Origin of the sequence: Caloranaerobacter sp. TR13 (genome assembly GCF_001316435.1) — a bacterium.
Classification (GTDB): domain Bacteria; phylum Bacillota; class Clostridia; order Tissierellales; family Thermohalobacteraceae; genus Caloranaerobacter.
In genome coordinates this window covers 450,762-473,766 of the sequence record NZ_JXLL01000001.1, presented here as the reverse complement: position 1 = coordinate 473,766, position 23,005 = coordinate 450,762, and the positions used below count along the sequence as shown (strand labels likewise).

Annotated in this window: 23 protein-coding genes; all 23 read left to right on the top strand. The window is 29.5% G+C overall.

Going from position 1 to position 23,005, the window contains the following annotated elements:
- The 23 genes from tsf to TR13x_RS02180 all read left to right on the top strand — a co-directional run bounded on the left by tsf (position 1) and on the right by TR13x_RS02180 (position 22,917).
- Positions 1–648 (top strand): translation elongation factor Ts, encoded by a 648-nt coding sequence (gene tsf / locus TR13x_RS02290; RefSeq protein ID WP_054870257.1) that lies wholly within the window; start codon positions 1–3, stop codon positions 646–648.
- A 126-nt stretch (positions 649–774) separates the two neighbouring features.
- Positions 775–1,494, top strand: a complete 720-nt coding sequence (pyrH, locus tag TR13x_RS02285; RefSeq protein ID WP_054870256.1) for a UMP kinase — start codon at positions 775–777, stop codon at positions 1,492–1,494.
- A gap of 2 nt (positions 1,495–1,496) precedes the next feature.
- Positions 1,497–2,054 (top strand): ribosome recycling factor, encoded by a 558-nt coding sequence (gene frr / locus TR13x_RS02280; RefSeq protein WP_054870255.1) that lies wholly within the window; start codon positions 1,497–1,499, stop codon positions 2,052–2,054.
- Between the two features lie 7 nt (positions 2,055–2,061).
- The gene (locus tag TR13x_RS02275; protein ID WP_054870254.1) at positions 2,062–2,250 is read left to right on the top strand and encodes a hypothetical protein; all 189 of its coding nucleotides are present in this window, start codon (positions 2,062–2,064) and stop codon (positions 2,248–2,250) included.
- A 53-nt stretch (positions 2,251–2,303) separates the two neighbouring features.
- Positions 2,304–3,065 (top strand): isoprenyl transferase, encoded by a 762-nt coding sequence (locus tag TR13x_RS02270; protein WP_054870253.1) that lies wholly within the window; start codon positions 2,304–2,306, stop codon positions 3,063–3,065.
- Positions 3,066–3,077: 12 nt separating this feature from the next.
- Positions 3,078–3,845 carry a phosphatidate cytidylyltransferase gene (locus TR13x_RS02265; RefSeq protein WP_054870252.1) on the top strand — a complete coding sequence of 256 codons (768 nt, stop codon included), beginning with the start codon at positions 3,078–3,080 and terminating at the stop codon, positions 3,843–3,845.
- A gap of 89 nt (positions 3,846–3,934) precedes the next feature.
- Positions 3,935–5,083, top strand: coding sequence for a 1-deoxy-D-xylulose-5-phosphate reductoisomerase (locus TR13x_RS02260; RefSeq protein ID WP_054870251.1), 1,149 nt, complete (start codon positions 3,935–3,937; stop codon positions 5,081–5,083).
- Between the two features lie 13 nt (positions 5,084–5,096).
- Positions 5,097–6,107 (top strand): RIP metalloprotease RseP, encoded by a 1,011-nt coding sequence (rseP, locus tag TR13x_RS02255; RefSeq protein WP_054870250.1) that lies wholly within the window; start codon positions 5,097–5,099, stop codon positions 6,105–6,107.
- An 8-nt stretch (positions 6,108–6,115) separates the two neighbouring features.
- Positions 6,116–7,162 (top strand): flavodoxin-dependent (E)-4-hydroxy-3-methylbut-2-enyl-diphosphate synthase, encoded by a 1,047-nt coding sequence (ispG, locus tag TR13x_RS02250; RefSeq protein WP_054870249.1) that lies wholly within the window; start codon positions 6,116–6,118, stop codon positions 7,160–7,162.
- Positions 7,163–7,180: 18 nt separating this feature from the next.
- A complete protein-coding gene (locus TR13x_RS02245; RefSeq protein WP_054870248.1) occupies positions 7,181–7,825 on the top strand; it encodes a glycosyltransferase family 2 protein in 645 nt (214 codons plus the stop codon).
- A 9-nt stretch (positions 7,826–7,834) separates the two neighbouring features.
- Positions 7,835–8,497 (top strand): MgtC/SapB family protein, encoded by a 663-nt coding sequence (locus tag TR13x_RS02240; RefSeq protein WP_054870247.1) that lies wholly within the window; start codon positions 7,835–7,837, stop codon positions 8,495–8,497.
- Between the two features lie 23 nt (positions 8,498–8,520).
- Complete coding sequence (locus tag TR13x_RS02235; protein WP_082394750.1) at positions 8,521–12,804, top strand: PolC-type DNA polymerase III; 4,284 nt, start codon at positions 8,521–8,523, stop codon at positions 12,802–12,804.
- Between the two features lie 151 nt (positions 12,805–12,955).
- A complete protein-coding gene (rimP, locus tag TR13x_RS02230; RefSeq protein ID WP_054870246.1) occupies positions 12,956–13,420 on the top strand; it encodes a ribosome maturation factor RimP in 465 nt (154 codons plus the stop codon).
- A gap of 18 nt (positions 13,421–13,438) precedes the next feature.
- The gene (gene nusA, locus TR13x_RS02225; RefSeq protein ID WP_054870245.1) at positions 13,439–14,482 is read left to right on the top strand and encodes a transcription termination factor NusA; all 1,044 of its coding nucleotides are present in this window, start codon (positions 13,439–13,441) and stop codon (positions 14,480–14,482) included.
- Between the two features lie 8 nt (positions 14,483–14,490).
- On the top strand, positions 14,491–14,763 hold the full coding sequence (gene rnpM / locus TR13x_RS02220; RefSeq protein ID WP_152912093.1) for an RNase P modulator RnpM: 273 nt from the start codon (positions 14,491–14,493) through the stop codon (positions 14,761–14,763).
- Positions 14,756–15,049, top strand: coding sequence for a ribosomal L7Ae/L30e/S12e/Gadd45 family protein (locus tag TR13x_RS02215; protein WP_054870243.1), 294 nt, complete (start codon positions 14,756–14,758; stop codon positions 15,047–15,049). The genes rnpM and TR13x_RS02215 overlap by 8 nt, the downstream gene beginning before the upstream one ends.
- Before the next feature lie 37 nt (positions 15,050–15,086).
- Positions 15,087–17,123 carry a translation initiation factor IF-2 gene (gene infB / locus TR13x_RS02210; protein ID WP_054870242.1) on the top strand — a complete coding sequence of 679 codons (2,037 nt, stop codon included), beginning with the start codon at positions 15,087–15,089 and terminating at the stop codon, positions 17,121–17,123.
- A gap of 18 nt (positions 17,124–17,141) precedes the next feature.
- Positions 17,142–17,528 (top strand): 30S ribosome-binding factor RbfA, encoded by a 387-nt coding sequence (gene rbfA, locus TR13x_RS02205; RefSeq protein ID WP_054870241.1) that lies wholly within the window; start codon positions 17,142–17,144, stop codon positions 17,526–17,528.
- Positions 17,509–18,483, top strand: a complete 975-nt coding sequence (locus tag TR13x_RS02200; RefSeq protein WP_054870240.1) for a bifunctional oligoribonuclease/PAP phosphatase NrnA — start codon at positions 17,509–17,511, stop codon at positions 18,481–18,483. Before rbfA ends, TR13x_RS02200 begins: the two co-directional genes overlap by 20 nt.
- 4 nt (positions 18,484–18,487) lie before the next feature.
- On the top strand, positions 18,488–19,390 hold the full coding sequence (gene truB, locus TR13x_RS02195; RefSeq protein WP_054870239.1) for a tRNA pseudouridine(55) synthase TruB: 903 nt from the start codon (positions 18,488–18,490) through the stop codon (positions 19,388–19,390).
- An 11-nt stretch (positions 19,391–19,401) separates the two neighbouring features.
- Complete coding sequence (locus TR13x_RS02190) at positions 19,402–20,316, top strand: bifunctional riboflavin kinase/FAD synthetase (RefSeq protein WP_054870238.1); 915 nt, start codon at positions 19,402–19,404, stop codon at positions 20,314–20,316.
- Positions 20,317–20,437: 121 nt separating this feature from the next.
- Positions 20,438–20,707 carry a 30S ribosomal protein S15 gene (rpsO, locus tag TR13x_RS02185; RefSeq protein ID WP_054870237.1) on the top strand — a complete coding sequence of 90 codons (270 nt, stop codon included), beginning with the start codon at positions 20,438–20,440 and terminating at the stop codon, positions 20,705–20,707.
- Between the two features lie 113 nt (positions 20,708–20,820).
- A complete protein-coding gene (locus tag TR13x_RS02180) occupies positions 20,821–22,917 on the top strand; it encodes a polyribonucleotide nucleotidyltransferase (RefSeq protein ID WP_054870236.1) in 2,097 nt (698 codons plus the stop codon).
- Positions 22,918–23,005: the final 88 nt, after the last annotated feature.

The following is a 23,005-nucleotide window of genomic DNA, read 5'->3' as shown; positions in this document are numbered from 1 at the left end:
ATGGCTGTAACAGCTTCTATGGTAAAAGAGTTAAGAGAAAGAACAGGAGCAGGTATGTTAGATTGTAAAAAAGCTTTAGTTGAGGCAAATGGCGATTTAGAAAAAGCAGTTGAGATATTAAGAAAAAAAGGTTTATCAAAAGCAGCTAAAAAAGCAGGAAGAGTAGCTGCTGAAGGAATTGTGGATTCTTACATACATGGTGGAAGAATAGGTGTACTTGTAGAAGTAAATAGTGAGACTGATTTTGTTGCAAAGAATGAAGAATTTAGACAATTTGTACGTGATATAGCTATGCAAATTGCTGCACAAAATCCTAAATATGTATCAAGAGAAGAAGTTCCGACAGAGGTAATTGAAAAAGAAAAAGAAATTTTAAAGCAACAAGCTTTAAATGAAGGTAAACCTGAACACATTGTTGAAAAAATGGTAGAAGGACGTTTAGAAAAATTCTATAAGGAAGTATGTTTATTAGAACAACCTTTTATAAAAGACCCAGATGTAACAATTAAGGATTTAGTAACAGAGAAGATAGCAAAAATAGGAGAAAATATAAAAATAAGAAGATTTGTTAGATATGAAGTAGGAGAAGGAATTGAAAAGAAACAAGAGAATTTTGCAGAAGAAGTAGCTAAACAAATTAAGATGTAATTTTTATGGAGAACACTTAGTGTTCTCCATTTGAGTACTAATGTTTCTAATAATATTTTTGTATATTTTTTTGAATTTGAAGGATTATATAGAATAATATAGAATAAAATATATAGGAGTGTTCAAATGAAAGAAGTTAAATATAAAAGAATTATACTTAAGTTAAGTGGTGAAGCTTTGGCTGGTGATAAGGGCTTCGGTATTGATAAAGCTACAATAATGAATATAGCAAAGCAAATTAAGATTTTAAATGAGCTTGATGTAGAAACTTCTATAGTAGTAGGTGGAGGTAATTTTTGGAGAGGCAAAAAAAGTGGTGTAGGAATGGACAGGACGACTGCTGACTATATGGGTATGTTAGCAACTGTAATAAATGCTTTGGCTATGCAAGATGCACTAGAAAGCTTAGGGGTATATACTAGAGTTCAAACAGCAATTGAGATGCGACAAATAGCTGAGCCTTACATAAGGCGAAAAGCAGTGAGGCATTTGGAAAAAGGTAGAGTAGTGATTTTTGCAGCGGGTACAGGAAATCCATATTTTTCAACAGATACTACAGCAGCTCTAAGGGCAGCGGAAATCGAAGCAGATGTAATTTTATTGGCTAAAAAAGGTGTTGATGGCGTATATGATTCAGATCCATTGTTGAATCCAGATGCAAAGAAGTTTGAAGTAATTGATTATAAAGATATCTTAAACTTAGGATTAGGAGTTATGGATTCAACAGCAGCATCATTATGTATGGATAACCAAATACCAATTATAGTTTTTGGTATTGAGCAACCGGAAAACATTGTTAAAGTAGTTATGGGTGAAAAAATAGGTACTCAAGTAAAGGAGGTTTAAATATGTATTTAGAAGTTCATAAAACGACAGAAGAAAAGATGAAAAAAACTTTAAAAGTTTATAAAGAAGAACTTGTGGGTATTAAAGCTGGTCGAGCTAATCCAGCTTTGTTAGATAGGATTATGGTTGACTATTATGGTACATCTACGCCTCTTAAGCAAATAGCTAATATATCAGCTCCAGAACCTAGACTATTAGTTATTCAAGCTTGGGATGCAAATGCAGTTCCAGCTATTGAAAAGGCTATTATTAAATCCGATTTAGGATTAAATCCATCAATTGATAATAAAGTTATAAGACTAAACATACCACAACTTACAGAAGAAAGAAGAAAAGAATTAATAAAACATTTGAAAAAACTTACAGAAAATGCAAAGGTAGCAATAAGGAATGAGAGAAGAGATGCAAATGATCATTTGAAAAAGATGGAAAAAACCGGAGAATTAACTCAAGATGATTTAAGAAAAGCTGAAGAAGAAGTTCAAAAACTAACTGATAGGTATATTGAAGAAATTAATAAATTATTTGAAAAGAAAGAAAAAGAATTGTTGGAGGTATAGTTATAAGTTGAAGTATAGCAATTTATTGGGGTATAACTTAATAGATGCAATTAAATTCATAGAATTGGATAAAAAAATAGAAATAAGAAATACATATGGGCTGAATAAAAGATTAAATGTAAATCTTGAAGATATAAGGATAGTAAAAGTGTTAGAAGAAAATGATTGTTTAGTTTTAAAAGTAGGATTTTTTTAGTCCCCTTCTTTATAGAGAAGGGGTTTTTAATGACTGAAAATGGAGGTTATTAGATGTTTGGGAATACGAGTGAAGAAGTTTTGAAAAAAGAAAAACTTAAAAGTTTAATAAATAGAAGTAAATTACCAAGACATATTGCGATAATAATGGATGGAAACGGAAGGTGGGCTAAAAAAAGATTTTTACCAAGGACCGCAGGACATAGAGAAGGAGTTGAACGAGTAAAAGAAATAGTTAAAGCATGTGGAAACTTAGGGATTAAATATTTAACTCTATATACTTTTTCAACTGAAAATTGGGCAAGGCCTAAAGATGAAGTGGATACTTTAATGAAATTATTAGTAGAATATTTAAGAAAAGAACTAGATACACTACATAAAAACAATGTAAGAATTAAGGTTTTAGGTAATATTGATGAATTGCCGAACTTACCTAAAAAAGAAATAATTAAAGCTATTGAGAAAACTAAAAATAATGAAAAGCTTATTCTAAATATTGCATTAAATTATGGGTCAAGAGATGAAATTATACAAGCTGTTAGAAATATAATATTTGATGTAAAACACAATAAAATAAGTGTTGAAGAAATAAATAAAGAGAATTTTAAAAAATATTTATATACAAGCAATCAACCAGACCCAGATCTTTTGATAAGGACTAGTGGAGAACAAAGAGTAAGTAATTTTTTACTATATCAAATTGCTTATTCAGAGTTTTATTTTACAAATACATTATGGCCAGATTTTAAAGAAGAACATTTGTATAAAGCAATACTTGAGTATCAAAATCGAGAGAGAAGATTTGGAAAAATATAGGATGGTGATATTTTGAAGAGTAGAATTATTAGTGGAGTAATTGGGTTACTATTACTTATTAGTATAGTTTTAAAAGGGGGTCCTTTATTAAATTTTTCAGTACTTATTATAGGTCTTATTGGTCTATTTGAGTTTGATAAGACAGTAAGGAAAATAGATATTAGGCCATTAGTATTTTTGAATTATTTTATAACAATTTGTTTATTTATTTTAATTAATATTAACGCTCAATCATATATACCTTTTTTATTGATAGTTTATTTTTTTTCAGTAATGTTACTTTTTGTATTTAATAAAAATTTAAATATGAATGATATTAGTGCTACTGTTTTTAGTGAAATATATATAATATTTTTATTATTTCATATTATACTGTTAAATGGAAATATCATGATATGGTTAATTTTTATTACTGCTTGGGCAACAGATACGTTTGCTTATTTTACAGGGATGATGTTTGGTAAAAGAAAACTATGTCCGAATCTTAGCCCTAAAAAAACAGTTGAAGGTGCTATTGGTGGAATTTTAGGTTCTTTAATTGTAACTTTATTATTTGCTAAATACATTGGATCAACTGATTTTGTAAAATTTACTTTGTTAGCTGTTATAGCATCATTATTTGCTCAGATTGGAGATCTTACTGCATCTAAAATTAAACGGCTGTGCGGTGTAAAAGATTATGGGAATATTATGCCAGGTCATGGGGGAGTACTGGATAGATTTGATAGTATTTTATATACAACGCCTATTGTATATTATTTTATTAAATTATTGTTATAATAAATGGTAGCAAAAAGATAATTTATATTGTTATTATTTAATTAAGTATACTTATATTAATTTGAAATAAACATAATAGGAGTGATAGCTTGAAAAATGTAAGTATATTAGGATCTACAGGTTCGATAGGAACACAAACTTTAGAAGTTATAAATGAATTAGAAGATTTTAATATAGTTGGTCTATCTGCAAATAAAAACATTGATTTGTTAGAAAAACAAGCTTTAAAATACAAACCTCAAATTGTAGCAGTTTATGATGAAAATAGAGCAAAATTGCTTAGAGAGAAGCTAAAAATACATAATATTAAAGTAGTAAGTGGTATGGAAGGGTTAATTGAAGTTGCAACTGAAAAACAATCTGATATTGTGTTAACTTCAGTTGTTGGAATGATTGGACTTTTACCTACATTAGAAGCAATAAAATCTGGTAAAATAATTGCTTTAGCAAATAAAGAGACATTGGTAACAGCAGGAGAAATAGTAATGGCTGAAGCAAAAAAGAATAACATAAATATTATACCTGTTGATAGTGAGCACTCTGCTATTTTTCAAAGTTTGAGATCAGGAGCAAAAGAAGAAGTCTCAAAAATAATTTTAACTGCTTCAGGAGGACCTTTCAGAGGCAAAAAATTAAATGATTTAAAAAATGTAAGTGTTTTTGATGCTTTGAAACATCCGAATTGGTCTATGGGTAGAAAAATTTCTATTGATTCAGCGACTTTGATGAATAAAGGGTTAGAAGTTATAGAAGCAAAGTGGTTATTTGATGTTAATATAGAAAATATTGAAGTCGTTGTACATCCACAAAGTATAATTCATTCAATGGTAGAATTTATAGATGGTTCAATAATAGCACAATTAGGAGTACCTGATATGAAGATACCAATACAATATGCTTTGACTTATCCAGAAAGAAAATATAGTAACATAAAAAAATTAAAATTAACAGAGATTAAAGAGTTAACGTTTGAAGAACCTGATTTAGATACATTTCCTTGTTTGAAATTTGCATTTGAAGCTATAAAACATGGAGGGACAATGCCGAGTGTTTTAAATGCAGCTAATGAAATAGCTGTGGAACTGTTTTTAGAAAGAAAGATACAATTTTTAGATATACCTAAATTAATTGAAAAAGCAATGTCAAAGCATAAAATAATATATAGACCTAATTTAGATGATATAATAGAAAGTGACAAATGGGCAAGAGAATATATTATTTCAGAATATAATAGATAGGTGGTGTTGGTAATTGCTTACAGCTATTGCGGCTATATTAGTTTTTTTTCTAGTAGTTATTTTTCATGAGTTTGGACATTTTATAGTAGCTAAAATGGTAGATATAAAAGTTCATGAATTTTCAATAGGTATGGGACCAAGATTAACAAGTATAAGAAAAGGTGAGACTGAATATTCAATACGTATATTGCCAATAGGCGGATATGTTAGGATGGAAGGCGAAGATGAAGTTTCAAATGACCTGAGAAGTTTTAATAATAAACCTATATTATCAAGAGCTGCTGTATTATTTGCTGGTGCATTTATGAATTTTGTTTTGGCTATTTTAGTATTTAGTATTATAGCTTATGTTATAGGTATGCCAACTACGACTATTGAAAAAATCACTCCTAATTTTCCAGCAGAAAATTCAGGCTTAAAAAAAGGGGATAAAATTGTTCAAATTAATGATAAAACAATTACAAAATGGGAAGAAATAGTTACTGAAATTAATAAAGGGGAAAATAAGAAATTAGAAATTATAGTATTAAGAGGAAATGAAAAAAAGAAATTTATCGTCAAACCTATGTTAAATAAAGAGTCAAATAGATTTATGATAGGTATAACACCAAAGGCTAAAAAGTCGATAATATATTCAGTAGAAGTAGGAATTAAACGTACTATTTTCATTATTAGTATGATGTTTAAGTTTTTTGAAATGCTTTTTAAAGGCAATATAAATACTAAAGATATAGTAGGCCCGGTTGGTATCATATATATGGTTGGGGAAGCAGCAAAAGTAGGAATATTAAGTGTATTGTCATTAACAGGGTTAATCAGTGTGAATTTAGGATTTTTCAATTTGTTACCAATACCAGCTTTGGATGGAAGTAGGTTGATGTTTCTTTTTATAGAATCTATAAGGAAAAAGCCAATAGAACCTGAAAAAGAGGGCTTTATTCACTTTATCGGATTTGTTTTTTTAATGATACTTATGGTAATTATTGTATATAAGGATATTGTTAGATTTAATGTTTTTAGGTAGGTGTTATTATGAGAAGGAAAACACGAAAAATATTTTATGGTAATGTAGCAGTAGGTGGAGATTCACAAATTACTGTTCAGTCTATGACTAATACTGATACAAGAGATATAAATAGCACAATTAAACAAATAAAAGAGCTAGAAAGAGAAGGATGCGACATAGTAAGAGTATCCGTTAAGGATATTGAATCAGCTAATGCAATAAGAATAATTAAAAAGCAAATAAACATACCTCTGATAGCAGATGTACACTTTGATTATAGGTTAGCAATTCAATCTGTGAAAAATGGTGTAGATGGTTTAAGGATAAATCCAGGGAATATTGGATCTGAAGATAGGATAAAAGAAGTAGTAAAAGCTTGTAAAGATTATAATGTACCTATAAGAATTGGTGTTAATTCTGGCTCTATAAGTAAAGAATATATTGATAAATTTGGTGGAGTAAATGAGGATGCTATGGTATATAGTGCATTAGACCATATTAGAATACTTGAAAATATGGATTTTAGAGACATAGTAATTTCTCTAAAATCTTCTGATATACTTTTGACAATAAATGCTTATAAAAAAATGGCAGAAATAGTGGATTATCCTTTTCACCTTGGAATAACTGAAGCTGGTACCGTTTGGAAAGGAACTATTAAATCATCAATAGGAATTGGTACCCTTTTACTCATGGGAATAGGGGATACAATACGAGTATCATTAACAGGTGATCCAGTTGAAGAAGTAAAAGTAGGAAAACAAATTTTAAGATCTATTGGATTACTTAAAGATAATGTGGAGATAATATCATGTCCTACTTGTGGAAGGACTGAGATAGATCTTATTAAATTAGTAACAGAAGCTGAAAAAAAGTTGAAAGACATCAATAAACCTTTTAAAATAGCAATAATGGGCTGTGTAGTGAATGGACCTGGTGAAGCTAGGGAAGCTGATTTTGGAATAGCAGGTGGGAAAGGGAATGGACTAATTTTTAGAAAAGGAGAAATTATAAAGAAAGTTAAAGAAAGTGAGCTGTTAAATGAACTTATTAAAGAGATTAGTCAATCATAAATGTTAGGGGGAAAACTTATGGAGATAATAACTACTATTATTCCAGCTTATAATGAGGAAAAAACTATTGGGAATGTTTTAAGTGTAGTTAAAGAAATAGATTTGATTGATAGGATTATAGTAGTTAGTGATGGTTCAAAAGATATGACAGCACAGATAGCAAGAGATTTTGGTGTGGATGTTATAGAATTAAAAGATAATGTTGGTAAAGGTGGAGCTATAAAAAATGGAATAGATAGAACAAATGGAGAAATTATATTATTCTTAGATGCAGATCTTGTCGGACTTAAACCAAATCATATATTAGATTTACTAATGCCAGTTATTAGTGGAGAATGTGATATGTCAATTGGTATATTTAATAATGGAAGATTTGCAACAGACTTAGCTCAAAAATTAACACCTTACTTGTCTGGCCAAAGGGCTATAAAGAGATACATAATTGAAGGAATTTCTAATATTGATGTAACGAGATATGGAATTGAAGTAGCATTGACAAGATATGTTTCTAAAAATAATATAAAAACTAAAGAAGTTTATTTAGATAATGTAACACATGTTATGAAAGAAGAAAAGTTAGGAGTTGTAAAAGGTTTTACAGCTAGGTTAAAGATGTATAGAGATATAGCAAAATATATTAGTTTAGTAAATTTAAAGAAATAGGTGTATGATATGTTAACAATTAAGCAAATTTTTATTAGGCTTTTTTTATCAATTCTACTTTCGGGATTAATTGGAATGGAAAGAGAAAGTATACGGAGACCTGCTGGTTTTAGAACACATATTTTAGTATGTGTAGGTTCGACTTTAGTTATGTTAACAGGAATATATATAGTTGATTTATATAATTACAAAAGTAGTTTGGATGTAACTAGATTAGGAGCACAAGTGATTAGTGGTATAGGTTTTCTAGGAGCTGGAACAATTATTAGAGAAGGAACAACTGTTAAAGGATTAACTACAGCTGCTGGTTTGTGGGCAGTAGCATGCATTGGTTTAGCTATTGGAGCTGGCTTTTATCTAGCAGCTATTTTAACAGCATTGTTAGTATTTATTACTTTATTAGCTTTTACTAGAGTTGAAAAGCATATTAAAGTGAGAAGAAATTATATGTGTATCAAAATAGTTTCAGTTAATCAACCTGGGCAGCTTGGTAAAGTAGGATCAATTACTGGAAAATATGGCGCAAATATTAGAAATATTGAATTAGAATCACAGGATGATAATATAGTAGTGATTACTTTACTTATACAAATACCGAATACCTCTATTAAACTTGACTTATTGAACGAATTAAGTAGAATTGAAGATATATTAGAGGTATATGAGTGTTAGAATATAAGGAGGCAGCAGTTTAAATGAACTCTTTTGAAGATAAATATTTTGGAAAGAAAATAGCTAAAGTTAATATTACAGTTCCAGACTCTGTTTATTTTGCTATCATAGAAAAAGCTCGATATAATTTAAAAGATAATTCGTTAGATATAGTTTTAAGCTCTAAAGAAATATTAAGTTTTAATGAATTAGAAAAAATTAAGTTAGATTTGAAAGACAAAATTGAAGGTTTGAAAAAAATCAATATTTTGGTTGAATATAAAGAACAATATAATAATTTAAAAGTAATTATTGAAAAGTTTTGGGAAAATATTATTTACATAATTCATAAAGAAATTCCTTCAAGTGTAGGTTGGACAGATAGTTTAAAGTGGAGTGTAGAAAAAGAGATATTATATTTATATATAGAAAATGAATTTATTTATCAGTCATTAATCAATAAAAGGATAGATGAAATAGTTAGAAAAACATTATTCAATAGTTTTAGATTAGAGATAAAAGTTAATTTTATTTATAAGAATGAAAGTGTTAATGTTAAAATACACAATGAATTGAAAGAAAAAGAAGAAAAAAACTTTATTATAAAACTAACAGAAAAGCGAAATAATGAAGAAAATAATAGAGAACAAGTTGTGAAAAAAAATGATAGTAGTTTGATTTATGGTAAAAACTTTGATGATGAAATTGTTAGAATTTCTGATATTAATACTAATACAGGTTCAGCTACTGTGGAAGGGGAAATTTTTGATTTAGAAATAAAAGAGTTAAAAAATAATAAAAAACTTTATGTCTTCAATATAACAGATTATACAAATTCGATAACTGTGAAAATTTTTGCTAATGATAAAGTTCAGGAAAAACTAAATTCAAGTATAAAAAATGGGATTTTTATTAAACTAAATGGGGATATTGTTTATGATACTTTCTTAAAACAGATGATAATTATTGCTAAAGCTATTAAATTGGCTAAAAAAAATAAGAGATATGATACGGCAATTGAGAAAAGAATAGAATTACACGTACATACACAAATGAGTGCAATGGATGGAATGTCAAGCTTTAATACTATAGCTAAAAGGGCAAGTGAATGGGGACATAGGGCTATAGCTATAACAGATCATGGCGTAGTTCAAAGTTTTCCTGATGGCATGGAAGCTTCTAAAAAATATGGCATAAAAGTACTGTATGGAGTTGAAGGTTATTTAGTAAACGATAGTAAATTGATAGTTTCAAACTATAATAAAGAAAAGTTAGATTGTGAATATGTTGTTTTCGATATCGAAACAACAGGCTTATCACCTTTTAATGATAAGATTACTGAAATAGGAGCAGTAAAGATTAAAGGGAACCAAATTATTGATAGATTTAGTCAATTGATAAATCCAGAGATTAAAATACCTGAAAAAATTGTACAACTTACCGGTATAAGTAATGAAATGGTAGCTGATAAACCAACTATAGAAAAAGTTTTACCAGAATTTTTGAATTTTATAAGTGGATGCGTTTTAGTTGCTCATAATGCTTCTTTTGATGTAGGCTTTATTAGAGTGAATTGTAATAAATATGGATTTAAACTTGTTAATCCAATTTTAGATACTTTAGAGCTGTCTAGAAATTTATTTCCTAAACTTAAAAGCCATAAATTAAATGTTTTAGCTAAACATCTAAATATAAAACTAGAGAATCATCATAGAGCAGTGGATGATTCAGAAGCAACTGCTAAAATATTTTTAAAATGTTTAGCAATATTGAAGGAGAAAGGCGTTTCAGAATTATCACAGATAAATACTATATTTAACAATAATAGTTTTAATACTAGTGAGACTTATCATATTGTCATTTTTGCAAAAAATCAAAGCGGATTAAAAAGTTTGTATAAGATAATATCAGAATCACATTTAAAATATTTTCACAGGAAACCTAGAATACCTAAATCCTTACTTGCAAAATATAGAGAGGATTTAATACTTGGAACAGCTTGTGAAGCAGGTGAACTCTATAAAGCTTTGTTGAAAGGAAAAGATTTTAATGAAATTAGAGAAATTGTTAATTTTTACGATTATCTGGAAATACAACCAATAGAAAATAATTTACATCTTATTAGAAATGGAGTAGTAAAAGATATAGAAGAGTTAAAATTGATTAATAAGAAAATAGTAGAACTTGGAGAAAAATTCAAAAAGCCAGTAGTTGCTACTGGAGATGTACATTTCCTAGATCCGTATGATGAAGTATATAGAAGGATATTGATGCATGGACAAGGATACTCAGATGCAGATAATCAAGCTCCTCTATATTTTAAAACTACTGACGAAATGTTAAAAGCATTTGAGTATTTAGGAGAAGACAAAGCTAAAGAAGTAGTTGTATATAATACAAATTTAATTGCTGATATGATAGAAGATATTTTGCCTATACCGAATGGAACTTTCCCACCTAAAATTGAAGGGGCCGAAGAAGAATTAAGGCAAATGACCTATAAGAAAGCTAAGCAAATATATGGAGACAACTTGCCTAACATTGTAAAAGATCGTTTAGATAGAGAACTTAATTCGATTATTAGTAATGGATATGCTGTTATGTATATTATAGCTCAAAAATTGGTAACTAAATCTTTAAGAGATGGCTATTTAGTAGGTTCAAGAGGGTCTGTTGGTTCATCTTTTGTTGCTACAATGAGTGATATTACAGAAGTAAACCCTTTACCACCTCATTATGTGTGTCCTAATTGTAAAAATAGTGAATTCATTACTGATGGTTCTGTCGGTTCAGGAGCTGATTTACCAGATAAGATATGTCCAAAATGTGGAACAAAATATAATAAAGATGGGCATGATATTCCTTTTGAAGTGTTTTTAGGATTTGAAGGTGATAAAGAACCAGATATTGATTTGAATTTTGCTGGTGAATATCAACCAATAGCGCATAAATATACAGAACAACTTTTTGGTAAAGGTTATGTTTTTAGAGCAGGTACAATAGGTACTATAGCAGAAAAAACTGCATACGGTTTTGTAAAGAAATATTTTGAAGAAAAAGGCATAGCGGTTAATAGTGCAGAAATAAATAGATTGGTTAAAGGTTGTACAGGCATAAAAAGGACTTCTGGACAACATCCAGGTGGTTTAATGGTTGTACCAAGTGATAAGGAAATCTTTGATTTCTGCCCAATCCAATATCCTGCAGATGATAAAAATTCAGGAGTTATAACTACGCATTTCGATTATCATTCTATAAGTGGTAGAATTTTAAAGCTTGATATTTTAGGTCACGATGTTCCTACAATAATTAAGATGTTAGAAGATTTAACAGGAGTAGACCCTCAAAGTATACCTCTAGATGATAAACAAACTATGAGCATTTTTACTAGTACCGAACCGCTTGGGATATCTAAAGAAGATTTAGAATGTGAAGTAGGTACTTTAGGCATACCAGAGTTTGGTACTAAATTTGTTAGACAGATGTTAATTGATACTAAACCAACTACTTTTGCTGAATTGGTAAGAATTAGTGGATTGTCTCACGGCACTGATGTTTGGCTTAATAATGCACAAGATTTAGTAAGAGATGGAATTGCAAAATTAAGTGAAGTAATTTCAACTAGAGATGATATTATGCTTTACTTAATCTATAAAGGATTAGATAAAAAAAGATCGTTTAAAATAATGGAAAAAGTTAGGAAAGGCAAAGGTTTATCACAAGAAGATGAAGAGTATATGAGGGAAATGAATGTGCCAGATTGGTATATTAAGTCATGTAAAAAAATAAAATATATGTTTCCAAAAGCACATGCTGTAGCATATGTAATGATGTCGTTTAGAATAGCTTATTTTAAAGTTCACTATCCAGAAGCTTTTTATGCTACTTATTTTACTTCTAAAGCAGCTGACTTCGATGCAGAATTAATTACAAAAGGGCCTGAAGTAATTAAAAGAAAGATAGAAGAATTAGAAGAGTTGGGCAATTCTAAAACAGCTAAGGAAAAGAACTTGTTAACTGTATTAGAAGTAGCTCTTGAAATGTATTTAAGAGGATTTAAGTTTTGTAAAGTAGATTTATATGAATCTGATAGTGATAAATTTATTATAACTAAACAAGGCATATTACCTCCATTAAAATCCTTGCAAGGTGTTGGTGAAAATGCAGCGAAAAGTATTGTGAAAGAAAGAACCAATGGAGAATTTTTATCAATTGAAGATTTAATAAATCGTGCTAAAGTAACTAAAACCGTAATTGAAGCTTTAAGAAATCATGGATGCTTAGATGGCATGCCAGAAAGTAACCAACTAAGTTTATTTAGCATTTGATTTTTTAAATAGAATATGTTATATTTAAAGTAAATAAGAGGTAACTAAAGAAAGAGTGGGTTATTCCCACTCTTTAATTTATTCAGATAATCGTTTTGTATAATATATATATATTTTAACAAAAAATAACTTTAAATATGGAGGTGAGTGTATGAATAGAAAAGAAATTGAAGAGTTAACAAGGGAAATAGCGTTGCAAATAGTTGAAGATTATAATTTTGAACTTGTTGATGTCGAATTTGTAAAAGAAGGTTCACAACGCTTTTTAAGAATATTTATAGATAAACCAGGTGGTATAACAATAGAAGATTGCCAAAAAGTAAGTGAACGGATAAGTGATAGATTAGATGAAATTGATCCTATTGAAGAAAATTATTATTTGGAAGTTTCTTCTCCTGGATTAGATAGACCTTTGAAAACTGAAAATGATTATAAAAAAAGCTTAGGAAAAGAAGTAGAAATTAGCTTATACAAACCTATTGAAGGAAGGAAAAAGTTTATTGGAAAACTTAAGAACTATGATAAATCTACTGTGACTATTGAATTAGATCAAGGTAGTTTAATAACAATAGATAGAAAAGATCTAGCTAAAATTAATTTGGCAGTTATTTTTTAACAGGGAGGTATTATATGTATGAAAGCCGAGTTTTTGGAGGCTCTAGAACAAATTGTTAAAGATAAAGGGATAACAAAAGATGTATTGTATGATGCTTTAGAAGCAGCCTTAAAAACTGCGTATAGAAAGAATTTTGGAACATCCCAAAATGTTGAAGTAGAAATAGATAAAGAAAATGGTGAAGTAAAAGCGTATGCAAAAAAGGTAATCGTAGAGAATGTTGAAAATCCATTATTAGAAATAAACTTAGAGGATGCCAAAGAGATAGATCCAAATTATCAGGTTGGAGATACAATACGAATAGAAGTAACGCCTAAGAACTTTGGAAGAATTGCTGCACAAACAGCTAAGCAAGTAGTTTTACAAAGAATTAGAGAAGCAGAAAGAGAGATAATATATGAAGAATTTGTCAACAGAGAGAGTGAAATTGTAACAGGTTTAGTTCAAAGAGTAAGCAAAAGTAATGTACTTATTAATCTAGGTAAAACAGAAGGTGTATTACCTCCAACAGAGCAAATCCCAGGTGAGATTTATAAACAAGGGGATAGAATTAAAACGTATATTTTAGAAGTTAAAAAAACTACAAAGGGACCACAGATAATATTATCAAGAACTCATCCTGGACTTGTAAAAAGATTATTTGAATTAGAAGTACCTGAAATTCATGATGGAATTGTTGACATTTATAATATTGCAAGAGAAGCTGGATCAAGAACAAAAATAGCTGTTTATTCTAATGATGAGAATGTTGATCCAGTAGGAGCTTGTGTTGGACATAAAGGAACTAGAGTTAAAGCTGTAGTAGATGAATTAAATGGTGAGAAAATTGACATTATAATTTGGAGTAAGAATATTAGTGAATTTATAGCAAATAGTTTAAGTCCAGCAAAAGTTATCAGTGTGGAAGTAAATGAAGAAGAGAAATCTGCTAAAGTAATTGTTCCAGATTATCAATTATCGTTAGCTATTGGTAAAGAGGGTCAAAATGCAAGGTTAGCTGCAAAATTAACAGGCTGGAAAATAGATATAAAAAGCGAAAGTCAAGAAAACCTAGAAGAATAAGGGGTGGTATGATGAAAAAAAGGAAAGTACCACTTAGAAAATGTGTTGGATGTAGTGAACAAAAACCTAAAAAAGAGCTGGTTAGGATTGTAAAAAATAAAGAAGGTATTGTTAGTGTAGATTTAAAAGGAAAGGCTAATGGAAGAGGAGCCTATATATGTAGAAATATAGATTGCTTAGAGAAGGCTATAAAAGGTAAAAAGTTAAATAAAGCTTTAGAGATTGATATTCCTCAAGAAGTTTACATAAAATTAAAAGAGGAGTTAACTAAAGATGAATAAGTTTTATTCATTGTTAGGTTTAGGTATGAAAGCAGGGTATTTAAAATCAGGAGAAATGGGCTGTGAAATCGCAATTAAAAAGAGAAAATGTAGACTACTAATAATAGCGAGCGATGCATCAGAAAATACAAAAAGTAAATTCATTAAACTTACTAGGAGATATGGGACTAAATATATTATTTATGGAGATAAAACTACTCTAGGTAGTAGCATAGGGAAAACATTAATATCCACAATAGCAGTATGTGATGAAAACTTCTCCAAAGCAATAGTTAAACTATTGTGATTTCCTGCCACCTTAAATATTACAGGGGGTGATTTATATGACTAAAATTAGAGTTTATCAACTTGCTAAAGAATTAGGAATGTCTAGTAAAGATCTGATGATGAAACTACATGAATTAGATATTAATATAGAAAGCCATATGAACACAGTGGAAGATGAAGTAGCTGATTTATTGATTGAGCTTATGAATGAAGAAAAAGGTTCAAAAGATGAAAATGAGAATAGTAATAAAAATAGTGATGTAAAGGATAAAAAGAAAGATATGCAAAAACAAAAAAATGAAGTAAATAAGAATATTAAAGATAACTTAGAAAAAAATGTTATTCATATTGAAGAAAAAATTACAGTAAAGGATTTAGCTGATAAAATGAAAGTTAATCCTACACAATTGATTGGGCAGTTAATTACTCTTGGAGTTATGGCGTCAATTAATCAAGAGATAGATTTTGATACAGCTAGTATTATTGCTGCAGAATACGGATATGAAGTTAAATTAATTCAAACTGAAGAAGATGACAAGAATAAGATAGAAGAAGATTTATTAGATTTTGAAGATGCTCCAGAAACTCTTCAACCTAGGCCGCCAATAGTTACTGTTATGGGACACGTTGATCATGGAAAAACATCATTATTAGATGCAATTAGAAAAACAAATATTACTGCAAGAGAAGCAGGTGGAATCACACAACATATAGGAGCTTCAACTGTAATGATTAATGATAAGAAAATAGTTTTTCTGGATACACCTGGTCACGAGGCTTTCACTTCAATGAGAGCTCGTGGAGCACAAGTTACAGATATTGCAGTTTTAGTAGTGGCTGCTGATGATGGAGTTATGCCACAAACTGTGGAAGCGATAAATCACGCTAAAGCAGCCAATGTACCAATAATAGTTGCTATTAATAAAATAGATAAATATGAAGCAAATCCTGAGCGTGTAAAACAAGAGTTGGCCGAATATGGTTTACTTCCAGAAGAGTGGGGCGGAGATACAATTTTTGTTCCTGTTTCAGCACTTAAAAAGCAAGGTATTGATGAATTACTAGAGATGATATTATTAGTATCAGAAATGCAAGAGTTAAAGGCTAATCCTAATAGAAAAGCTAAAGGAACAATAATAGAAGCCAAATTGGATAAAGGTAGAGGGCCTGTAGCTACCGTAATTGTTCAAAAAGGCACATTAAATGTTGGAGATGCAGTGGTTGCAGGAATTGCACATGGCAGAATAAGGGCTATGATTGATGATAAAGGTAGGAGAATAAAAAAAGCTACTCCATCAATGCCAGTTGAAATATTAGGTTTATCTGAAGTACCTGATGCAGGAGAACACTTATATGTAGTTGAAAACGACAAAAGAGCAAGAGAAATTGCAGAAAAGAGAAAAGAAAAATTAAGAACTGAACAACTAAAAGCAACTCAAAAAATTTCGTTGGATGCTTTATTCGAGCAAATAAAGAAAGGTGAAGTAAAAGATTTAAATATTATTATTAAAGCAGATGTCAAAGGATCTATTGAAGCTGTAAAACAGGCTTTGGAAAAATTAAGCACTGAAGAAGTTAAAGTAAAAACAATCCATAGTGGTGTAGGTGCAATAACTGAAAGTGATATTATGTTGGCTTCTGCTTCAAATGCAATCATTGTAGGATTTAATGTGAGACCAACGACTCCAGCTATGGACTTGGCAAAGAGAGAGAAAGTAGATGTAAGAACATATAGAATAATATATAATGCAATTGAAGATATAGAAGCAGCAATAAAAGGTATGCTTGAACCAGAATATAAAGAAGTTATACTTGGTAGAGCAGAAGTAAGGGCTACATTCAAAATACCTAATGTAGGGGTTGTTGCTGGAATTTATGTACAACAAGGTAAAATTACAAGAAATTCAAAAATAAGACTATTAAGAGATAATATTGTTATTCATGAAGGAACTATTTCATCATTAAAGAGATTTAAAGATGATGTTAGAGAAATATTGACAGGATATGAAGGCGGTTTGGGCATTGAAAAATATAATGATGTTAAAGAAGGAGATGTTATTGAAGCATACACCTTAGAAGAAGTTAAAAGATAAATAAAGGAAGGTGACTTCATGAGCACAAAAAGGCTTAAGAGAATATCAGAAGAGATTAAAAAGATAGTTAGCGATTTAATAAGAGAAGGATTAAAAGATCCTAGGATTTCTATGTTGACAAGTATAACTGAAGTAGAAGTTACTAAGGATTTAAGATACGCTAAAATATATGTAAGTATTTTAGGAAATGAGGATGAAAGAGAAGCAACTTTAACTGGATTAAAAAATGCAACTAGTTTTATAAGAAAAGAGATAGGAAATAAGCTGAAGATTAGGTACACACCTGAACCAGTTTTTTATTTAGATAAGTCAATTGAAAGAGGCATTTATATATCTCAATTATTAAATAAGATAAACCAAAAGGAGGAGAGTAAAACTAAAATAGATGAGAATGAAGATAGGTGATGAAATAATAAAATTAAAACAGAAAATAGATGAAGCAAAATATATTTGTTTAGTCTCGCATATACATCCAGATGGCGATAGTATAGGTTCTTTATTGGGACTAGGATTAGCTCTAGAAAGTATAAACAAAAAAGTAGCTATGCTTAAAATTGATGATATACCTTATAAATATAGATTTTTGCCAGGAATCAGTAAAATTAAAAGTTATGGAGAAAACGAAAAATTTGATTTATTAATTATATTAGATTGCAGTGATTTAGATAGATTAGGCTCATTTAAATATATTATAGATAAAGCTAAATATATAGTGAACATTGATCATCATATAAGTAACACAAATTATGGGGATATAAATATTATTAATCATGAGGCAAGTGCAACAGGAGAGTTAGTTTATAATATACTGAAATGTTTAAATTTATATATCGATAAAGAAATAGCTACTTGTTTGTATGTAGCTATTGCAACTGATACGGGAAGTTTTAGATATGACAATACACATTCAGAAACACATTATATTGCTTCTAAGCTTTTAGAAAAACAGATAGATTTAAAAAGAATAACATTTGAGGTTTTTCAGAATAAAAAATTAGCTAGTACAAAATTGTTTATTGAAGCTTTAAATACTTTAAATTTATATTATGATGATAAGCTAGCTGTTGTACAAGTAACTCAGCAAATGCTAAAGAGAAATAATGCAGAATTTAATGACATTGATGGTATAGTAGAATATATAAGAGATATAGAAACTGTTGAAGTAGCATGTATATTAAAAGAAATTGAAAAAAATGAGGTAAAGGTAGGGTTAAGATCAAAAAGATATGTTAATGTTGCTGATATAGCAAAGGTATTTCAAGGAGGAGGACATATTAGAGCTTCTGGGTGTACAATTTACAGTAACATAACCGAAGCAAAAGAGCTTTTAGTTAAAGAAATAGGATTTTATATAAGGTGATAATATGAATGGTTTGATTAATGTATTAAAACCTACAGGCATGACTTCTCATGACATAGTAAGCTTTATTAGAAAAACATTAAAGATAAAAAAGGTAGGGCATACTGGCACACTTGATCCAAACGCTGCAGGTGTCCTACCTATATGTTTAGGAAAAGCTACTAGAATATCAGAGTATTTAGTTGATAAAACTAAAGAATATAGAGCTGAAATAACTTTGGGTTATAAAACAGATACTCAAGATAAATATGGTAATATTGTTTGTAGATCAAGCAATGAAGTAACTGAAGCAGAGATTGTAAAAGCATTCAGTAGCTTTATTGGAGAAATTGAACAGGTACCTCCTATGTTTTCAGCTGTAAAACATAAAGGTAAAAAATTATATGAGTTAGCACGTAGTGGCATCGAAATAAAGAGGAAACCAAGAAAGGTTTTCATACATGATATAAATATAGTTAATATAAAAAACTGCAAAAAAATTTTATTTGATGTCAGGTGTTCAAAGGGTACATATATAAGAACGTTATGTAACGATATTGGAGAGTGTCTGAATACGTATGGCTGTATGACTTTTTTGTTGAGGACAAGAGTAGGTAATTTTCACATTTATGATTCTTTTACAATTGAGGAAATAGAAGAATTATCGCGTTATGGTGATATTAGTTCTATTGTTAAACCAATTGATTATGCACTGGAAAAGTTTGAATCAGTTAATTTTGAAGGTAAATATTATAAGAGTTTAGTAAATGGTGGTAGCATTACTATAAATAAGACAAAAGTTGATAACTGCAGATATAATCATTTTGATTTAATAAGAGTTTATTGTAACAGTGAGTTTATTGGGGTAGGAAAAGTTATAATCGATAAAGGCAAAAAATATGTTAAGATGGAGAAGGTTCTTATATAAAGGTGATTTTTATGAAAATTGTAAAAAAGCTTATAAATAAATCGGTAAATCCAACGGTTGTAGCTTTAGGAAATTTTGATGGGTTACATATAGGACATCAGGCTTTGATTAAGCAAATAGTTAATATTGCTAAAGAAGAAAGATTAGTTAGTACTGTGTTTACTTTCGATAATCACACTACTAGTACAATAAAAGGTGGGAATACACCTAAATTATTAATTAGCAAAAATAGAAAAATAGCTCTTTTTAGAGAATTAGGTGTTGAACTTTTGTATATGGTTCAATTTACAGAGACTTTAATGAAGTTTACTCCATTAGAATTTATTGAAAAGATATTAGTAGATATATTAAATGTAAGAAAAGTAGTTGTTGGCTTTAATTTTAGATTTGGTTATTTAGCAAAAGGTGATCTACAATATTTGAAAGAAATAGGAACAAAATATAATTTTGATGTTATTGCTGTTCCTCCAATAACAAGAGATAATATACTTGTTAGTAGTACTCAAATTAGAGAGCTTATTAGAAATGGAAAAGTGAATTTAGCCAGTAAGTTATTAGGAAGGCGTTATTCGATAGAAGGTAAAGTAATTAAAGGCCGCGGTATTGGTAGAAAATTAGGGATTCCAACAGCTAATATTTTTTTTGATTCAAACATTGTCATTCCTAAATTAGGTGTTTATAAGACTAATACAATAATCGATGGCAATAAGTTTCTGAGTATAACTAACATTGGATTTAATCCGACTTTAAATGGAGAGAAGTTAAGTATAGAAACACATATTTTAGATTATAGTCAAAATTTATATGGTAAAACGATTTTAATTGAATTTATAGATTTTATAAGAGAAGAGAAGAAGTTTGATGACATAAGTAAACTTGTACAACAAATAAAAATAGATATAAATGCTTTAGAAAACATTAATTAGATATTTACAAAATCAAAGTTTTGTGTTAAAATACCTATGTTAGAGTCCTTTTGCTAAGAATAGCGTATCTCCGGCGTTAATCTTGGCTAAAGGTGTAAAAAAAATAATTGGAGGTGTTTTTATGGCTTTAAGTAGAGAAGAAAAAACAAGAATAATTGAAGAGTACAAATTACACGATACTGATACTGGATCCCCAGAAGTTCAAGTTGCCATTTTAACTTATCAAATTAATAAGTTAAATGAGCATTTAAAAATTCATAAGAAGGATTACCATTCAAGAAGAGGGTTACTTAAAATGGTTGGTAAGAGAAGGGGATTATTAAATTATTTACAAAAGAATGATATTGAAAGATATCGAAACTTGATAGAAAGATTAGGTTTAAGAAAATAATTTATGAGCGGGGGGAGCCCGCTCTATTATTTTATCATTTGTTCTGGATTATTTTTGTAATTAAGGATATAATATAAAAATGTTAAGAAATTGAACAGAAAAGGAGGTAGAATATGGAAGAAAAAGTATTTGAATATACATTAGCAGGAAGGAAACTTTCCATTTCTATTGGGAAAGTTGCAGAGCAAGCTAATGGAGCATGTTTAGTTCGTTATGGTGATACAGTAGTTTTAGTTACTGCAGTTTCATCTAAAGAACCTAGAGAAGGTATAGACTTTTTCCCATTAAGTGTAGATTTTGAAGAAAGATTATATGCTGTGGGTAAGATACCTGGAGGTTTTATAAAAAGAGAAGGTAAACCAAGTGAAAAAGCCATACTGACTTCTAGGCTAATAGATAGGCCAATACGACCATTGTTCCCAAAAGGTTATAGAAATGATGTGCAAATTATAGCAACAGTATTATCTGTTGATCAAGATTGTACTCCTGATATAGTAGCTATGATAGGATCATCAGTTGCTTTATCAATTTCAGATATACCTTTTAATGGACCAACAGGCTCAGTTTCAGTGGGGTTAATAGATGGTGAGTTTATTATTAATCCTACAAGTGAGCAAAGAGAAAAGTCAATTATGAATTTAATAGTATCTGGAACTAAAGAAGCTGTAATGATGGTAGAAGCAGGTGCGAATGAAGTTACTGAAGATGTTATGCTTGATGCAATAATGTTAGCTCATGAAGAAATAAAAAAAATATGTGAATTTATTGATGGTATTGTAGCTGAAGTAGGAAAAGAAAAACAAGAAGTAATCCTATATAAAGTAGATGAGGTTATAGAAAAAGAGGTTAGAGAATATGCAACAGAGAAAATGATAGAAGCAATTCAAACTATTGATAAACAAGAGCGACTTGAAAATATGGATAAAGTTAGTCAAGAAACAATGAATTACTTTTTAGAAAAGTATCCTGAAAATCAGAAAGATATTGAAGATACAATTTATAATATAACAAAAGAACAGGTGAGAAAATTAATCCTAGAAAAAGGAATAAGACCAGATAATAGAAAAGTAGATGAAATTAGACCGATAAGTTGTGAAGTTGGATTATTGCCAAGAACTCATGGATCAGGATTATTTACAAGAGGTCAGACACAAGTAATGACAATAGCAACATTAGGCGCACCAGGAGATGTACAAATTTTAGATGGGTTAACAGAGGAAGAATCTAAAAGATATATGCATCATTATAATTTCCCACCATATAGTGTTGGTGAAACTAGATTTTTAAGAGGGCCTGGAAGAAGAGAAATTGGACATGGGGCTTTAGCTGAAAGAGCGTTAGAGCCAGTAATACCTAGTGAAGAAGAATTTCCATATACAATTAGGCTAGTTTCAGAAGTTCTAAGTTCTAATGGTTCAACTTCACAGGCTAGTGTTTGTGGTAGTACTTTAGCATTACTTGATGCAGGTGTTCCTATTAGAAAGCCAGTTGCAGGTATAGCTATGGGATTGATTAAATCTGAAGAAAATGTTGCTATATTGACTGATATACAAGGATTAGAAGATTTTCTTGGAGATATGGATTTTAAAGTAGCTGGTACAGAAGATGGCATTACAGCAATACAAATGGATATTAAAATACCTGGTATTGGAAGAGAGATATTAAAAGAAGCATTAGAAAGAGCTAGACAAGGTAGATTATATATACTTGAAAAAATGAATCAAGTTATTTCTAAACCTAGAGAAGAACTTTCACCTTATGCTCCAAGAATATTAACTATAAACGTTAATCCAGACAAAATTAGAGATATTATTGGGCCAGGCGGCAAGATGATAAATAAAATTATTGAAGAAACAGGTGTTAAAATAGACATTGAAGATGATGGAAGAGTAATGGTAGCTTCAACTGATATAGAAAAAGGCAGAAAAGCAATAAAAATGATAGAAGATATTGTAAGAGAAGTTAATGTTGGTGAAATATACTTAGGAAAAGTAGTTAAGCTAGCACCTTTTGGAGCTTTTGTTGAAATTTGGCCTGGTAAAGAAGGACTAGTTCATATTTCGAATATAGATAAACAAAGAGTAAACAAAGTTGAAGATGTTCTAACTGTAGGTGATGAAATTTTGGTTAAGGTAATTGATATTGATAAGCAAGGAAGAATAAATCTATCAAGAAAAGATGCATTACCAAAAGAAAGTGATGAAAAATAAGACATGAGCCACAATATGGTTTATGTCTTATTTTATTTTTTGATAAAATTACTTTTTTTTGAATAATATATTAATAAAATATAGGAAG

Bases quoted from the DNA above. Each gene is read 5' to 3' on its own strand.
- tsf (WP_054870257.1), top strand. From the start codon at position 1: ATGGCTGTAACAGCTTCTATGGTAAAAGAGTTAAGAGAAAGAACAGGA.
- pyrH (WP_054870256.1), top strand. From the start codon at position 775: ATGAAAGAAGTTAAATATAAAAGAATTATACTTAAGTTAAGTGGTGAA.
- frr (WP_054870255.1), top strand. From the start codon at position 1,497: ATGTATTTAGAAGTTCATAAAACGACAGAAGAAAAGATGAAAAAAACT.
- TR13x_RS02270 (WP_054870253.1), top strand. From the start codon at position 2,304: ATGTTTGGGAATACGAGTGAAGAAGTTTTGAAAAAAGAAAAACTTAAA.
- ispG (WP_054870249.1), top strand. From the start codon at position 6,116: ATGAGAAGGAAAACACGAAAAATATTTTATGGTAATGTAGCAGTAGGT.
- TR13x_RS02245 (WP_054870248.1), top strand. From the start codon at position 7,181: ATGGAGATAATAACTACTATTATTCCAGCTTATAATGAGGAAAAAACT.
- TR13x_RS02240 (WP_054870247.1), top strand. From the start codon at position 7,835: ATGTTAACAATTAAGCAAATTTTTATTAGGCTTTTTTTATCAATTCTA.
- TR13x_RS02235 (WP_082394750.1), top strand. From the start codon at position 8,521: ATGAACTCTTTTGAAGATAAATATTTTGGAAAGAAAATAGCTAAAGTT.
- rimP (WP_054870246.1), top strand. From the start codon at position 12,956: ATGAATAGAAAAGAAATTGAAGAGTTAACAAGGGAAATAGCGTTGCAA.
- nusA (WP_054870245.1), top strand. From the start codon at position 13,439: ATGAAAGCCGAGTTTTTGGAGGCTCTAGAACAAATTGTTAAAGATAAA.
- rnpM (WP_152912093.1), top strand. From the start codon at position 14,491: ATGATGAAAAAAAGGAAAGTACCACTTAGAAAATGTGTTGGATGTAGT.
- TR13x_RS02215 (WP_054870243.1), top strand. From the start codon at position 14,756: ATGAATAAGTTTTATTCATTGTTAGGTTTAGGTATGAAAGCAGGGTAT.
- infB (WP_054870242.1), top strand. From the start codon at position 15,087: ATGACTAAAATTAGAGTTTATCAACTTGCTAAAGAATTAGGAATGTCT.
- rbfA (WP_054870241.1), top strand. From the start codon at position 17,142: ATGAGCACAAAAAGGCTTAAGAGAATATCAGAAGAGATTAAAAAGATA.
- TR13x_RS02200 (WP_054870240.1), top strand. From the start codon at position 17,509: ATGAGAATGAAGATAGGTGATGAAATAATAAAATTAAAACAGAAAATA.
- truB (WP_054870239.1), top strand. From the start codon at position 18,488: ATGAATGGTTTGATTAATGTATTAAAACCTACAGGCATGACTTCTCAT.
- TR13x_RS02190 (WP_054870238.1), top strand. From the start codon at position 19,402: ATGAAAATTGTAAAAAAGCTTATAAATAAATCGGTAAATCCAACGGTT.
- rpsO (WP_054870237.1), top strand. From the start codon at position 20,438: ATGGCTTTAAGTAGAGAAGAAAAAACAAGAATAATTGAAGAGTACAAA.
- TR13x_RS02180 (WP_054870236.1), top strand. From the start codon at position 20,821: ATGGAAGAAAAAGTATTTGAATATACATTAGCAGGAAGGAAACTTTCC.